Origin of the sequence: Bradyrhizobium cosmicum, assembly GCF_007290395.2 — a bacterium.
GTDB classification, from domain to species: domain Bacteria; phylum Pseudomonadota; class Alphaproteobacteria; order Rhizobiales; family Xanthobacteraceae; genus Bradyrhizobium; species Bradyrhizobium cosmicum.
This window is the reverse complement of sequence record NZ_CP041656.2, coordinates 1,515,902-1,531,058: the sequence shown is the minus strand read 5'-3', so window position 1 is coordinate 1,531,058 and position 15,157 is coordinate 1,515,902. Positions and strand designations below refer to the sequence as shown.

The following is a 15,157-nucleotide window of genomic DNA, read 5'->3' as shown; positions in this document are numbered from 1 at the left end:
TCAGCTCCTCAGCAGGTCGATGGTCATGCCCAGCATCGACCTCACCTGTTTCACGACCTGTAGATTGGCTTCATAGGACCGGTTGACTTCCCGCATGTCGGCCATCTCGATCATCATGTTGACGTTCGGCAGCTTGACGTAGCCGGCCTTGTCGGCGGCGGGATGCCCCGGATCGTACTCGACGCGGTACGGCGTGGTATCGACGCCGATCTCCTTGACTTTCGCGAGCTGCGCGCCCGAGGCGCGATCCAGCGCGGCGTCGAACGTGATGGTCTTGCGTTGATAAGGGTCGGCGCCGGCTGTACGCCCCGTCGACGTCGCGTTGGCGAGGTTTTCCGAGACGATGCGCATGCGCGTCGATTGCGATTCGAGCCCGGAGCTCGCGACCGTCAATGACGCTTGCAGGGAGTCCAGCATTTCAATTCACCTCAGCTCTTCGCGCTCGACAGCAGCATGCGGTGAAACGACCGCACGACCGCCGCGTTCATCGAGTAGTCACGACTGACGTCGCTACCCTTGATCAACTCCTGCTCGAGACTGACCGAGTTGCCGGAGTGAACCACTTCCCAGCTGTCTTTCTTCGCGGTCTTCCGCGTGTCGGTCTCGGCAGCAGACAATTGCATGTGCGAGGGAGACGTCGTCGCAAGCCTGACCGGCGTGTTGTCGAGCACCTTGTTGAAAGGCTCGACGTCGCGCGCCTTGAAGCCCGGCGTATTGGCGTTGGCAACGTTGGTGGCAATGGTCGACTGGCGGAGCTCGAGATACCGCGCCTGCGACGATGCGAGTTCGAAGAGATATAGCGGTCCCACGACAGCCCCATTCTGGTCCATTGGTAGAGAAGCTTAGGGGCGCAAGCTTTCGTCAGGCTGATGGAGCGGACGCAGTCCTCGGAAATCTACTGAACGTTCTCGGGCCGCGGCGCCTGCTTGGACTGAAGGAAATAGATGAGCTCGGCGACGGGCCGGAAGAATTCCGCGGGAATCACCTGATCGACCTGCACCGCTTCATAGAGCGCGCGCGCGAGCGCCTTGTTCTCGATCACCGGGATCCGGTTTTTCTCGGCGACCTCGCGGATCTTCAGCGCGATCACGTCCATGCCCTTGGCGACGACGACCGGCGCCGCGTTTTCCTCGCGCTTGTAGCGCAGCGCGATCGCAAAGTGTGTCGGGTTTGCGATCACCAGCGTCGCGCGCGAGGCGGAGGCGATCATCCGCTGGCGCGAACGATCGCGCGCGAGCGAGCGCAGGCGCGCCTTGACCATCGGATCGCCTTCCGCCTGCTTGTGCTCGTCCTTGATCTCCTGCTTGGTCATGCGCAGCTCGCGCCGCCAGTGGAAGCGCGCCCAAGCAAGATCGATCGCGACCAGGACGATCGTCGCGATGCAGATTGCCGAGACGATCCGCATCGCGATGTTGAGAATCATTTCCGGAAGCGCGACCGGGTCGGTATACATCGCCTCAAACGCCCTTGCTTCGGACGAGCGGAGGACGAACGCGACGACGACGGTCACCGAAGCGAGCTTGAACAGCGACTTCCCGAATTCGACCCATCCCTGCGTTCCGAACAGCCGCTTCCAGCCGCTGACCGGAGAGATTCGCGAAGGATCCGGCATGATGCGCTGGAGCACCAGGCTGGGCGCGTTCTGCAGCAGCGACGCTGCCAGCCCGAATGCGACCAGGACGACGACGAGGGGAATCAGGAATCGAAACGCCTCGAGCCCCACCACCGTGAGGATGTTCTGCGCGTCCGCCCCGTTGTTGAGGGGGAAGCCGTCGGGATCGTCGAGAAGGTTCTTCAGCGTCGGCGTCAGTTGTTGCACGCCATTGCTGATCAGGAACATCTGAATCACCATCAGCGCCGCCATCGACGCGAAGATGGACGCCTCCCGAGAGACCGGGATTTTGCCCTCGTCGAGCGCATCGCGGACTTTCTTCTCGGTCGGCTCTTCTGTTTTGCTCTCCTGGTCGGATTCTGCCATGCCGGTTCAGCGGTCAGCGGAAGACCAGCTCATCCTCCTGCTCGGGGTTGAGCTCGATTTCGCCCTTTTCCGCCAAGTCGAGCGCGAGGTCGGTGATGACACGCCGCGCCTCCAGCACGTCGCGCTGGTTCGACGGTTCGCCGATGGCGAGTTCGTGCTCGACGACGCGACGGACGCGGGAGGCGACCGAGGACAGGATCAGTTCGCGGAAGTGCTTGTCGGTCCCCTTCAGCGCGACGACGATACGATCGGTCGGCACCTGATCGAAGATCATGGTGCGTGCCTTCGGCGTCAGGTGGATCACGTCGTCGAAGGTGAACAGCAGTTCCTTGAGAACTTCGGCCGATTTCGGCCGCTTCTCCGAGAGGCTCTTCAGCATGTCCTCGATGTGGCCGCGCTCCATCTTGTTGATGATGTCGGCGACGCGGGCATAGGTGTCCGCGCCGAGATTGCGGGCGAAATTCAGCGTCAGGTCTTCGTGCAGCGTCTTCTCGAGCACCTTCATCGCATCGTCGACGATCGGCTTGAGGCTGAGCACGCGCCGCATCAGCTCGTTGCGCAGGCTCGACGGCAGCTGGCTCATCACCTTGGCCGCGCAGGCCGGCTTGACCTTGGACAGGATGAGCGCCGCGGTCTGCGGATGCTCCTTGGAAAGGTAGGTCGCGAGCGAATTTTCCGACACCGACGAGACGCGATCCCACACCGACCGGCTCGAATTGCCGAGCAGGTCCGACATGATCGCCGAGACCTGGTCGGCCGGAAGCACGTCGCCGAGCACGGCCTCGAGCCCGCCGATCGTACCGAGGATGTTGGCGCCCATCGAGAACTGCTGGGCGAACTCCTCGACGATCCCCTCCAGCTCCTGTGCCGTGATCGGCCGCAGCTCGGCTGCGGCCTTGGTGACGATGCGGATATCCTGCGGTTCGAACTGCTGAAGCACGCTCGCGGCCGCCTGACGGCCCATGGCCAGCAGGAGCGCCGCGACCTTGTCCGTTCCGCGCAACGTGGCAACGCCTCGCTGCTTGATGGGAGCGATGCCGACCTGTGCCGCCATGGTCAGGTATCACCCTGCCCCAGAGGCCCGACGATCTCGGTGAGCGAAACTCCGAAGCGGGAATTGTCCTCTTCGACCACGACCACCTCGCCGCGGGCAACCACTCGCCCGTTGACCACGACGTCAACGGGCTCTCCGACCCGGTGATCCAGCGGCACCACGGCGCCGCGGCCCAGCTTCATCAGGTTCGCCACCGGAATGGTGGCCGAACCGAGCACCACCTGCATGGTGACGGGAATGCGCAGGATTGCATCGACGTTTGCGAACTTGCCGGTCTCCTCCGCGGTGCGCGCGGCAATTTCCGCCAACCGCTCCAGCGGAGACGTTTCGGCATCTCCGGTTGCAGATGCAGCTTCATAGTCGAAGGATTGCGCCATTTGGTCTCGCCTCTTGGTATTTCCGGTCCCGGTGCGTCTCAGCGCCCCGGTCGTGCGTGTTCGATCTGTCTCGGTTTCAATGCTTGTTCGCTTCAGGACCGCTCGCGGTCGCGGCGGATTGGAGCCCGCTCCGCGCATCCAGCGCGGCGATCGCCTCGTGGGCCTGATCGATCTTCGTGCTCAGCACGTTGGCGAGCCGGCCCAGATTTGCAGTCGAATCGTGCGCCGCGGTGATGACCGTATCGAAGGCGCCCGCCGTCTCGTGGACGATGGTCGAGAACTCGCCCTGGTAACTGCGCAGCCGTGCCAATTCGCGGTGCATCTTCGTCACCCTCATGCTGGTGAAGGCCAGCGCAATCAGCAGCACGGCATCAACGAGATAGGATATCATCGACGAACTCCCGCTTCTGGTCGACGGGATCCGCCACCTGCATGGCGTAATAGCCATCAAGCTGGCCGATCTGACACCAGAATAGCACCTGGTTGTTGCTCTCGAGCCGCGCCAGCGTGCGCGGCGTGGCTTCGAGCTCGATCACTTGTCCGACATGGAACTTCACGACGTCGTCGAGGGATATCATCTTCTCGTCGAGCACCGCGCTCAGAGTGACCTCGGTCCGTTGAACCTCGCTCTCCATCTGCTCGCGCCAGCGCGGATCGGCTGCACGGCCATCGCTGACGACGACGTGTGCGAGCTTCTGCCTGAGCGGATTGAGCGCGGAATGCGGGATAATGAGGAACATCTGGCCGCCGCGATAGAGCGCCTGCAGCATGATGTTCGCGCAGATCGACATGTTGCCGCTGCGGCCGATCGCGAGCGATGCCATGGCGGTCTCGACCCGCTCGACGCGAAAGGTGACGTTGGACGTGCCGGCGAAGGCGGATTGCAGCGCCTTGGCGAACCGTTCGAACAGCGCCTGGACCAGGCGGATCTCGATGTTCGAGAATGTGCGCTCGACATCGAGCGGCGGCTCTGCTCCGTCGGATCCGAACATCGCCTCGACCATCGTGAACACGAAATCGCGGTCGAGCATGATGATGATGCGGGAGTCCCACTGCTCGGCATAGAGCACGGCCGCGACCGCGTTGGCCTCGTAGTCCTTGATGATGTCGCCGACGCGATCATTGGTGATGCCGTTGACGGAGAAGTAGCAGGGCGTTCCGGCGATGGGCTGAAGACTGTCGGTGCAGGATGCCGCCATGCGATCGAAGATCACATTGAGCATTGGCATGCGCTCGATTGAGATGCCGGCCGCATCCAGCAGGTAGTTCGGCAGCTGCTTCCGCTGATCGACGTCGACGTTTTCCATCATCATGCGCGGGCCGCCTTCGGTTCAGCATCGGTCACGACGGCCTTCGGACCCGCAATCGTCTCGTTTTCAACGACGTCGATTGAGGGGCGCTCGTTGCTCGAGATCATCTTGCGGCCATGCTCGACCGCGATCTGCGGCATGGCGCCGTTCATGAAGGCCAGCAGCGTCTGTTTGACGATGATGTAGGGCCGGCAGCGCTTCTCGCGCGTCATCTTGATCTTGATTGCGAAGGGCGAAATGATGCCGTAGGACAGGAAGATGCCGGCGAAGGTGCCGACAAGCGCCGCACCGATGAAGCCGCCGAGCAACTTCGGCGACTGGTCGAGCGCGCCCATCGCCTTGATGACGCCGAGCACCGCGGCGACGATGCCGAGCGCCGGCAGCGCTTCGGACACCGTCACCAGCGAATGGTAGGGCGCCAGCTTGCTCTTCACGATGGTATGGATCTCCTCGTCCATCAGCGCTTCGATTTCGTGCGTGCGCGCGTTGCCCATGATGATGAGGCGGACATAGTCGCAGATGAACTGGAGCAGCGAGGGGTCGCCGAGCACGCTCGGGAACGCCTTGAAGATCTCGGAGGACGCGGGGTCGTCGATATGCGCCTCGACCTCGTTGCGGCCCTTGCCCCGCAGCTCGCGCATCAGGGCGTGGAGGGCTCCCAGCAGGTCGAGATAATAGCGCTCGCCCGGCACGGCACCGGTGACGGCCTGGACGCAAGCAAGCCCGGTATCAACGACCGTCTTCCATGGATTGGCCATGATGAAGGTGCCGGCCGCGGTCCCCATGATGATCACGAATTCCCACGGCTGCATCAGCACGCCGAGATGCCCGCCCATGGCGGCAAATCCGCCAAGCAGCGCCGCTACCGTGATGACAACCCCCACGAAACTGCCCAACGCGCCGCTCCATCGCCGATCCCATCGGGAATACCTATTCGGCGACGCTTGCGCGAGGCTGGTTTGCCGCTCGTCAGCTTCGCGCAAGCAATTCACGGCAGCTTGGGATGGTGTCGCAAGTGCGGCCGGAGAGGCGCGGGTCATGCTATCCACCATCGCGGACTACACCAGACTGACCAAGGACATGGGCAAGTCGCTGACGCAGGTCGCGACGCAGCCGGATGTCAGCCGCGAGACGGATTACTTCCTGAGCCATATCGGCAACGTGAAGACCGTCGACGATTTCCTGAAGGACTATCGCCTCTATTCCTACGCGATGAAGGCCTATGGCCTCAGCGACATGAGCTATGCCAAGGCGTTCATGCGCAAGGTTTTGACCGAGGGCGTCTCGGACAAGGATGCCTTCGCCAACAAGCTGTCCGACACCCGCTACCGGCAGTTCGCCGCCGCCTTCAATTTCGCCGCTCTCGGCGACAAGGCGACCCAGGCGACCGCGGCGACGACCGGCACGGCGACCCAATACGTCACGCAGACGATGGAGGAGAAGGCCGGCGACCAGAACGAGGGTCTGCGGCTGGCGCTCTATTTCACCCGCAAGGCCTCCACCATCACCACCGCCTATCAGATCCTCGCCGACAAGGCGCTGACCCAGGTGGTCCAGACCGCAATGGGTTGGTCGTCGACGATCAGCTCGTCCGACATCGATGCCCAGGCCAAGATGATCACGAAGAAGATCGATCTCACCGATTTCCAGGACCCGGCCAAGGTCGACAAATTCGTGCAGCGCTTTGCGGCGATGTGGGACGCGACCCAGGCCCAGAGCGACACCTCGACCAACCCCGCGCTGGTCCTGATTGCCGGCGCGTCGTCGACGTCGGGCAGCCTGGACACCGACATGCTCACGAAGCTTCAGTCCATCCGGCTCGGAAAGTAACTCATGCAATCGGCTCTCTATGTGGGATTGTCGGCGCAGGTCGCCCTCGAAAAGCGCCTCCAGACGATCGCCAACAACGTCGCCAACGTCAACACGTCGGCATTCCGCACCGACGTGGTGAAGTTCGAGACCGTCCTGTCCAAGGCGGGCGCGAACCCGGTCGCCTTCTCCTCGCCCGGCGACAACATCATTTCGCGCGAAGTCGGCAGCATTACCGAGAGCGGCAACCCGCTCGACGTCGCCGTGGTCGGACAGGGCTGGATCGCCTTCGCCGGCCCGAACGGCACCGTCTATACGCGCGACGGCCGCCTCCAGATCGCTCCCAACGGCGATCTTCAGACGGTGTCCGGCTTCCCCGTCATCGATTCCGGGGGCGCGCAGATCACGCTCGACCCGAACGGCGGACCGGTCGCGATCGCGCGCAGCGGCGCGATCACCCAGGACAACAACGAGATCGGCTCCATCGGGCTATTCAACATTCCCGCGGACGCCAATCTCGAGCGTTACGGCAATTCCGGCGTCACGCCGGACCGGCCCGCGACCGCCATCGCCGACTTCTCCCGCGACGGCTTCAAGCAGGGCTATGTCGAGGGCTCCGGCGCCAATCCGATGATGGAATTGACGAAGCTGATCGCAGCCTCGCGCGCCTTCGACGGCACCAATTCGATGATCGAGGGCACCGAGAGCTCGCTCCAGAATGCAATCCGGACGCTGGGCGAGCCGGGCAAATAGACTTGCGAGTAAAGTGCGCCTCGCGCGCAATGAGGGTGGACGGTTTCCTTGAACGCTCTTCGGCAACTCGAGTGGGCGCTGCTGGAGCTTCAGCAGAGCACTCCCCTGGCAAGCGTCAGCGGCGCGATCTCCGAGATCGCGCCGACGCATTTCCGCGTTTCCGGCCTGTCGCGCTTCGTCAGGCTCGGTGAACTGATCGGCGTCAACTCCGGCGGCAATTCCGGCGGCAAGCCCCAGATCGGCGAAGTGATCAGGATCGACAGCGAGGGCATCGTCGCCAAGCCGTTCGACCGGCAATTTGCCGGCGGCCTCGGCTCGGGCGCCTACCGGATGCCGCCCCTGTCCTTCGCGCCCGATCCGAGCTGGAAGGGCCGCGTCATCAACGCGCTCGGCGCGCCGCTGGACGGACAGGGTCCCCTCACGCCCGGGTCCCGGCCAGTGTCGGCGGAGGCCGAGGCGCCATCGGCGATGAAGCGCGCACGCGTCCACAAGCCGCTGCGGACCGGCGTACGCGTCATCGACCTGTTTGCCCCGATCTGCGCCGGCCAGCGCGTCGGCATCTTTGCCGGTTCCGGAGTCGGCAAATCGACGCTGCTGGCGATGCTGGCGCGCAGCCAGGGCTTCGACACCGTCGTGCTGGCGCTCGTCGGCGAGCGCGGCCGCGAGGTACGCGAATTCATCGAGGACGTGCTCGGGGCCAACCGCAGCCGCGCCATCACCATCGTATCGACGGGAGATGAAAGCCCGATGATGCGGCGGCTGGCGCCGAAGACTGCCATGGCGGTTGCCGAATATTTCCGCGACCGGGGCGAATCGGTCCTGCTCGTGGTCGATTCGATCACCCGCTTCGCCCACGCCGCTCGCGAGGTCGCGCTCGCCGCCGGCGAGCCTGCGGTCGCGCGCGGCTATGCGCCGACGGTCTTCACCGACCTGCCGCGCCTTCTGGAGCGCGCCGGGCCAGGCGAAGAGGGATCCGGGACAATCACCGGCATTTTCTCCGTGCTGGTCGACGGCGACGACCACAACGAGCCGATCGCGGACACCATCCGCAGTACTCTCGATGGCCACATCGTGCTCTCCCGGCACATCGCCGACCAGGCGCGCTATCCGGCCGTGGACGTCCTGGCCTCGGTCTCCCGCCTCGCCCACAACGTCTGGGACCCCGAGGAGCGCGAATTGGTGAGCAAGCTGCGCACCATGATGTCCAAATACGAGGACACGCGCGACCTTCGGCTGATGGGCGGATATCAGGCGGGGCGTGATTCGGGGCTCGACCAGGCCGTCGATCTGGTTCCGCGAATCTACAGCGCGATGCGGCAGGACGCCTCGGCGCCGCCCAGCGCCGATCCATTCCGAGAACTCCGGGACATGCTCAAGGGCGACTAGCCGGACGGGGCGGCGGCGCGGTCCCGGCCCGTGGTCGCAGCCCTGCGGACTATCGCGACAGCTGACCACGCGCGCCGCCACGCATCCTATGCCTGCGCGCCCATCGCGGTCGGCCGTGTCCCACCACCGGCGCATCAACCGCTCGGTGGATATCGCGCGGCCAGGTCGCATGCGGTCGAACCGACCCATTCCGCCGCGGTTGCGGTGACAACCGTGACGTGTAATCCTAACGAGTTCCCTTGGCGATTCCCGGAAGGATCGCGGAAGTTGTGGATGACGCGCCGATGAGCGCCATCGTCATGCACAAGCTTCCATCAGTTTGCATCAGCGTCGGACAGCAACGTGCCGTGCAATCAAGCCGTCGCACAATTGCGTGCAAACAGCTTGTTCCGCTGCATATTGCGATCACCATCATGTGTCCCGAAGAGCGCGATTGTCTTGAACGTTACACTCGTCTGCAGCGACATCCAGTCTCGGAGAGCGTCTCTACTTGATTTTGTTGAGAAGCTCATTCATCGTTTCGACGGTACATAAGAAACGTCTGCGTGTGACTTGAACTCAGGGGCTTCGGGTGAACAACTCCGATCTATCGTCCGATCGTGATGGCAACTCGGGCTTTCGTTCGACGACGCAACGATTGGCATGCCAACGGCGGCATCGCTTTTCGCCCCGCACCTTGCAATGCCGATCAGTCCAGGCCGGATGCCGAGCAGTCCGTGCTTTCGCGCGAGTATCGGGCACGGCGAACGCGTCGGGCATTGCGGGTGGTAGGGCTTCTCGCGAAAGATTCGTGCACAACGGCGGAAGGCGACTTCGGGGCGCCGCAGACGTGATTCCCGGGGCGAGGTAGGAATTCATGCCGTTGGCACGTGAAGCTGTCGAACTGCTGGTTCAGGCGGCGAGAGCTTGGTATTTCGAAGGCAACCAGCATGGACTGCGCGACCGGGAATGGATGGCGTTGCGTTTTCTCGGCCGCGCCAACAGATTCTCGCGCACCCCCTCGGCACTTGCCGGCTTCATCGGCGCGACCAGGGCGACGGCATCGCAGATCGTGAAGACGCTGGAGGGCAAGTCCTTCCTGGTACGAAAGCCATCGCACGAGGACAAGCGCTCCGTGGTGCTCCACGTCACCGCGCAAGGCGAGAAATGCCTCAGCCAGCACGACCCGATCAACCACGTGGTGAACGCAGTCACGGCGCTCGGAACCGACGAGTGCGTCAGGCTCCGCGACTCGCTCCGCGAGATCCTCAACCACCTCGACACGGCACACCAGCGACTCGATGCCAGCATGTGCCGCGATTGCATGTTTCTCGCCGAACGCAGTCCAGCTACTGGCAAGGCACGCTCTACCGCGGAATTCATGTGCCGACTGTATCGCGCGCCGGTCTCGCTCGAGGAGACCGAACTGCTTTGCACGAGCTTCGAGCGCACCCGCGACCGCCCGAAGATCGAGGGGCATCTCGACCGCGCGCGTGTGGCGGGCCAGGGCTAGAGCGAATATCCGCGCCGTGACGGAATGCAGCAACCTCCGCGCGGAGGGCAACGCCAGAGCTTGCGCAAAATTTCACGACGATATCGTGCCTTGAAACGCGCATGAGCGTCCGCGTTCTCATCGTCGTTGCTGTGCAAGTTGCGAGCGCAATGACGGAGCAAAGTGCACCTCGCCCGCTCACTCTCGCGTCCCTGACAAGCTGCAACGCGCATGGCGCGTTGAAGACGCGCGTGAACGCGCTTATGGCGTTGCAGCGCTGCGTTCGGTGCACTGAGGCGGAGTGGGTCGCGCACTCTCTCAACATCGGCAATGACGGAGCTTGGGGCCACGGCTGCGTCTCCAAGTGCCATTGTCATTCCCCCCACCGGGTCTCGTCTTCGGCGAGCCCGATGACAGGCCGGCGGGACATCCAGTATGCCGCGGCCGCTCGGTTGAACCACAACTGTCTCGGAGTACTGGATCGTCCGGTCGAGCCAGACGATGACAGTGAGTGTGTGGTTGCAGACACGCCTTGGCGTTCTCGCGGCTGAATTCGCCCGAGCTTTGCTCGATCTCTCCACCCTCCAATCCAAGAGGGCGCAGGGAAGACCGGGTGCCGACTGGCACCCGCGGTCCGCTGCGCGAAGATGTAGCGCAAAAGAACCGCACAGCAGCATACAGGTGTCGCCGATCACTCGGCCTTCCCTGCGCGATGGTCGGACGGCTTATGCCGTGCTCTCCCGGGAGCCGAACTTTCCTTCTGGCCTCCCTCGCCCCGCGAATTGACGATGCCGTCCACCCGGTTGGGCTCGCGCACATCTCCGCAAAGGCTTGACCGTAGCAACGACGGCCAGGACCACACGGTTTTGCCGTACGCAGCTCATCCGGCTTCGCCAAGAGGCTTCGCCGGACTTCGGCGCCGCTCGTCCGCACGTGGCCGCGGGCTCACAGGGACGACCCGCCCTGCCCGCACCTCTCGCGCACGACGCTGCCGCGTCCACCGCAGGCCCGGCTCGCAACTCGTGACGACGTACGATCGCCCCTCAAGGATGAGCCGGGATGGGCGACACATACGTCATTTCCGAATTTCGGTAAAGCGGAATATTTTCGGATTGACCGAGAGTTTGGGTGTTTTGCCCGTCGGGCAGCGCAAGGTCTTGTAGCGCTCCATCCGGTCCCCGAATCTTCAGCCAACACAAAAAAACACCCGGCGGTTTCCCGCCGGGTGTTCGATTCCGGTCTTGCGACAGGTGTTACCAGTTGCGCTGAGCGCGGAGGAGCAGGGTGATGCTGTCCTGATCCTTCAGCTCGTACACGGCAGCCGGCTTGGCGGTCGCGCCGGATCCGGTGTAGCCGACGGTGCCGGCATACTTCTGGTCGAGGTGCGTCCAGTTGAGGTCGGCCGAGAACGTCAGGTTCTTGACCGGGGTCCAGCGGGTGATCAGGCCGATCTGGCCGATGGCGAAGTCCGGGTTACACGAGGTAACGCCAGCCTGAGCCACACCCGTGACGAACACGCCGCCGACGCCGCAAAGTGCGTTCTTGGCGAGCGAGCCGTACTGAGCCTGAGCGTAGGCACCGTACAGCGCGGTGTTCCAGTAGGGATCCCAGTTGTGGGTGTAAGCACCGCGGAAGCCCCAGGTCTTGACGGTCTCCTGCGAGCTGCCCGTGATGTACACGGTGTCCGGAGCATTGGCGAAGCCGACGCTCTGGTAGGCAACGCCCGAGCTGCCGAACATCGAGTAGGAGCTGCCCGCCAGGTTCTGGAAGTTGTAGCGGGTGGCACCATCGGTGTAGACGGCCGACACGTTGATCACGTCACCCGCGCCGGTCGGGATGTTCTTGATCGAGAGAGCGAGCTGAACCGCCCAACCCCACTTGTCGTCGGGGTGGCCAGTGGCTTCGTTCGCACCGTAGTAGGCAACGTGGTTGTCATGCGCGGCAACCGACGCCTGGAAGAGACCCCAAGCCTGGTCGACACGAACCATACCAACGAGGTTCGGCGAGCGCGTGCCGCCGATCGCGTTGGTGCCGTAGGTGCCACCGATCATGCCACCAGCGGTCGCGCCGGTGAGGTTCTGGTTGCCAGCCTGATAATAGGCCGAGGTATCTTCAGCCGAGAAGGCTGCCGTCACGCCCTGACCGAAATCAGCGGTATAGGTGAACTGGGTGACGCCAGTGACCGTGCCGCTGCCGCCGACGAGACCGTCGAAGTTGTTGCCGGGATAGTTGGTCCAGGGCGCGTCGAACTGCGACACGGCCTTACCCATCGTGAAGCCAGCGAACTGGATGAAGGCGTAGTACACGCCGAGCGAACCGGCCGAGGTGTTGCCGTCGGTGCCGTTGATCGAAGAACCAACCAGCGCCGGGGTCGCACCCGAGGTGTTGAGGCCGAGCGAGCCGGTGTAGACGGTGCCGCCGGTGGCGGAGCCCGCACCCTGATAACCGCCGGAGGTCCAGGAGAACACGCCGTCGAAGAAGGTACGGACGACGCCGTATTCGGTCGCGGTGCGCGTGTCGATGTTGAGGTCTTCACGAGCGCGCATGGTGTAGTAGTTGCTCAGACGGTTGTGCGCACCGGCCGGGGAGCCGTTGGCAGGACCGTAGGAGCTGTTGGTGCCCAGCGCGACTTCAGCGCGGAGGTAGCCGCCCAGCTTGATGCAGGTGTCGGTGCCCGGGATGTAGTAGAATCCGGCGCCGTACAGCGAGCAGATCTTCACGTATTCGACCGCTTTGGCCTTCACGGGAAGATCGGCTGCGAACGCACCGGAGGCGGCCATCAGGCCGGCTGCCGAGCCGAGAAGAAGCGTCTTCGTAAACTTCATTTAGTAAACCTCCAGGTCGGTTCAGGGGGCTCGGCTCCTCGTCGGAGGCCGCTTTACCCACTTCAATTTCCGTTCAATTCAGGCCCGTACTGAAAGTCCGGACTGAAACGACAGTGAGGTGCCCCCCCTCCGTCGTGGCTTCACGTATAGTTTATAAAAACAATCGCCTCAATTCATTGATTTAATGAAGCGTAACTTCCGGGGGAGATGTTGCTCGAGGGCAACAGGGAGGCCCGCAACGACCGATAAGACTGTGACCTAAAAGTAAAAAGCCCTCAGGGGGCATCCCGAGGGCTTTCTTGGAGGTCTCACATTACTGGCTCATTGAGACGGTCAAGAGCAGCAAAGATTGAGTGGGACGAGGCATAATTTAATTAATTGATTTTTGCAAGCACTAAACAATCAGGCCGTTTCCGTCGCGCGGTATCCGCTACTATCGTCGGTGCGCGAGACCCGAGACGCCTCCCAGATATCCCATTAAAAGAATGATCCAGGGGAAACGGGGGGAGCCACATGATCGAGAAAAAACTCGACAGGGCGATTACGGACTTCATCTGGAATGTCGTCGAGATTCACTCTCAGATGGAGAACATCCACACCAGCTGGGCCGCACTGCTGGGCATTACCGAACCGCAATGGCTGATCCTGATGGCCATCACCGAGCTGGACCATGGCGGAGGCGTCGCCGGCATCGATATCGCAAACAAGCTGCGGGTCCACCCGGCCTTCGTCACCAACCAGACCAAGGCCCTCGAGAAAGCCGGCTTCCTGTCGCGGCGGCCGGGCGCAGACGACGCGCGCTTCGTCCTGATGTCGCTGACGGCAAAGGCGACGGCGGAGATCGAGAAACTGTCCAAGCGAAAGCTCGCCTTGAACTCGACCATGTTCAACGAGTTCGACGAGAAGACCCTGGCCGACCTTAACGTTGCGCTCGCAACCATTGCCAAGAATGCCCGGCTGGCCGCCCGTTTGCTGGCCATCGACATTTCCTGATCTGCTGACGCGGGGGCGCAGGCTGCGGAAGGTGCCCGGCCTGCATGGTTCGAGAAACCGTCGCTTCGAAGCATGGGCCGCAGGCAAGCTATATGCGCTGGCCCCACCGATTAAAGGTAAGTCACGGGATCAAGCTCGCGGACGGTTCCAAGCTTGCTGGCGAGCCATTCGAAAATGACATCGTCCACGGCGACGAAGTTCTCGACCTCCCCCAGCGGGTGCGGGATGCAGTTCGGCACGACGGTCGAGCAATCGGCTTCGGCCTGCCGATAGAAGGCTTGCAGCTCGAGAGCATCCTCCTCCGTAACCATCGAACGAGTCCCTGCGATCACGAGCAGCGGGCAAGGGATTCGGCGCGACGGCAATGACGAACCCGCCGGGGTTTCGTCACGAACGCCCGGCTCAACGCCGGTCATCCAGCGCAGCGATGCGCGGCGCATGATCGGCGCCACGATGCCGCCGTCGCACACGGCGGCAGCCGTCCTGCGATCCAGCAAGGCAAGGCCGGACGCATGACTGGCGGCTGCCCCTTCGCCATAGACCGCGATCCGCCGCGAATCGACGTCCGGGCGAGCCTCCAGATAGTCCAGCCAGCATCGAAGAACATGCTCCGGCTTGGCCGGGCGGCGAACGGACGAATGGCCGGCATCAACGAGCAGGAGCGACATGTTCCGGCGGCGAGAGGCCGGCAACAGCCTGCTCATCATCGAGCCGAGGGTGACGTCCTCGTCACTGACGCAGATCACCGCAGGCGCGGAAGGCCCATCACGGAACGCCGGCAGAAAGTAGCCGACAAGCGAGCCTTGATCGAACCCGTCGATCTCCACGCGCTCGATCGCCGGACCGGAGTCCTCCTCGAGGCCTTTCAGGTTGATTCCGACCTTGTCTGCGAGGTCGGTACTCGCGGGGTCTCCGGGACAGGACACGTTTCTCGCGACTTCAAGAGCCGTCAGCGAGCACAGCCACGCTTCCCGCGCCACCTGAATGGAGCCGCCTGCCCGCGCGGATTCGGCGAACGCCCGGTACTCGTCCGCGATCCTCGACCAGTCCGAAACCCACAGATTCCTGTGCGACTCGCGCACGAGCTCGGCGACGGACAGACCTTCGAAAAATTCGGATGCGCGTTTCCGCAAATCTGAAAGGCTACGACCGGCGCCGTCGCAGGAGCCGTGAGGCCAATGATCACCTTCCATTTCAGTCC

Annotated in this window: 15 protein-coding genes; 5 read left to right on the top strand and 10 right to left on the bottom strand. The window is 63.3% G+C overall.

Going from position 1 to position 15,157, the window contains the following annotated elements; all coding sequences use genetic code 11:
- The 8 genes from flgC to motA form a co-directional block, all read right to left on the bottom strand.
- The gene (gene flgC / locus FNV92_RS07140; protein ID WP_143841560.1) at window positions 1–417 is read right to left on the bottom strand and encodes a flagellar basal body rod protein FlgC; all 417 of its coding nucleotides are present in this window, start codon (window positions 415–417) and stop codon (window positions 1–3) included.
- Between the two features lie 11 nt (window positions 418–428).
- Window positions 429–830: a flagellar basal body rod protein FlgB gene (flgB, locus tag FNV92_RS07135; RefSeq protein WP_143841561.1), complete on the bottom strand. Its 402-nt coding sequence runs from the start codon at window positions 828–830 to the stop codon at window positions 429–431.
- A gap of 65 nt (window positions 831–895) precedes the next feature.
- On the bottom strand, window positions 896–1,978 hold the full coding sequence (gene flhB / locus FNV92_RS07130) for a flagellar biosynthesis protein FlhB (RefSeq protein WP_143841562.1): 1,083 nt from the start codon (window positions 1,976–1,978) through the stop codon (window positions 896–898).
- Window positions 1,979–1,991: 13 nt separating this feature from the next.
- Window positions 1,992–3,032, bottom strand: coding sequence for a flagellar motor switch protein FliG (locus FNV92_RS07125; RefSeq protein ID WP_014440010.1), 1,041 nt, complete (start codon window positions 3,030–3,032; stop codon window positions 1,992–1,994).
- 2 nt (window positions 3,033–3,034) lie between these two features.
- Entirely contained in the window at window positions 3,035–3,409 is a 375-nt protein-coding gene (gene fliN / locus FNV92_RS07120; RefSeq protein ID WP_014440009.1) for a flagellar motor switch protein FliN, read from the bottom strand.
- 76 nt (window positions 3,410–3,485) lie between these two features.
- The gene (locus FNV92_RS07115) at window positions 3,486–3,800 is read right to left on the bottom strand and encodes a hypothetical protein (protein ID WP_014440008.1); all 315 of its coding nucleotides are present in this window, start codon (window positions 3,798–3,800) and stop codon (window positions 3,486–3,488) included.
- A complete protein-coding gene (locus FNV92_RS07110; protein ID WP_014440007.1) occupies window positions 3,781–4,722 on the bottom strand; it encodes a flagellar motor switch protein FliM in 942 nt (313 codons plus the stop codon). The genes FNV92_RS07115 and FNV92_RS07110 overlap by 20 nt, the downstream gene beginning before the upstream one ends.
- Entirely contained in the window at window positions 4,719–5,615 is an 897-nt protein-coding gene (gene motA / locus FNV92_RS07105; RefSeq protein ID WP_162006165.1) for a flagellar motor stator protein MotA, read from the bottom strand. The genes FNV92_RS07110 and motA overlap by 4 nt, the downstream gene beginning before the upstream one ends.
- A gap of 142 nt (window positions 5,616–5,757) precedes the next feature.
- Between motA and FNV92_RS07100 the strand changes: the two genes are divergently transcribed.
- From FNV92_RS07100 to FNV92_RS07085, 4 genes are all read left to right on the top strand, one after another.
- Window positions 5,758–6,549 (top strand): DUF1217 domain-containing protein, encoded by a 792-nt coding sequence (locus FNV92_RS07100; RefSeq protein WP_143841563.1) that lies wholly within the window; start codon window positions 5,758–5,760, stop codon window positions 6,547–6,549.
- 3 nt (window positions 6,550–6,552) lie between these two features.
- Complete coding sequence (gene flgF / locus FNV92_RS07095) at window positions 6,553–7,281, top strand: flagellar basal-body rod protein FlgF (protein ID WP_014440004.1); 729 nt, start codon at window positions 6,553–6,555, stop codon at window positions 7,279–7,281.
- A 48-nt stretch (window positions 7,282–7,329) separates the two neighbouring features.
- Complete coding sequence (gene fliI / locus FNV92_RS07090; protein WP_143841564.1) at window positions 7,330–8,667, top strand: flagellar protein export ATPase FliI; 1,338 nt, start codon at window positions 7,330–7,332, stop codon at window positions 8,665–8,667.
- A gap of 856 nt (window positions 8,668–9,523) precedes the next feature.
- On the top strand, window positions 9,524–10,159 hold the full coding sequence (locus FNV92_RS07085) for a MarR family winged helix-turn-helix transcriptional regulator (RefSeq protein ID WP_143841565.1): 636 nt from the start codon (window positions 9,524–9,526) through the stop codon (window positions 10,157–10,159).
- Window positions 10,160–11,391: 1,232 nt separating this feature from the next.
- On the opposite strand, the gene FNV92_RS07080 is transcribed toward FNV92_RS07085, so the two are convergent.
- Window positions 11,392–12,963: a porin gene (locus tag FNV92_RS07080; RefSeq protein ID WP_014440001.1), complete on the bottom strand. Its 1,572-nt coding sequence runs from the start codon at window positions 12,961–12,963 to the stop codon at window positions 11,392–11,394.
- 513 nt (window positions 12,964–13,476) lie between these two features.
- Here FNV92_RS07080 and FNV92_RS07075 point away from each other — a divergent pair.
- Entirely contained in the window at window positions 13,477–13,956 is a 480-nt protein-coding gene (locus FNV92_RS07075; protein ID WP_014440000.1) for a MarR family winged helix-turn-helix transcriptional regulator, read from the top strand.
- Window positions 13,957–14,066: 110 nt separating this feature from the next.
- Here FNV92_RS07075 and FNV92_RS07070 read toward each other — a convergent pair whose 3' ends face one another.
- Entirely contained in the window at window positions 14,067–15,149 is a 1,083-nt protein-coding gene (locus FNV92_RS07070; protein ID WP_143841566.1) for an alpha/beta hydrolase family protein, read from the bottom strand.
- Between the last annotated feature and the right edge of the window lie 8 nt (window positions 15,150–15,157).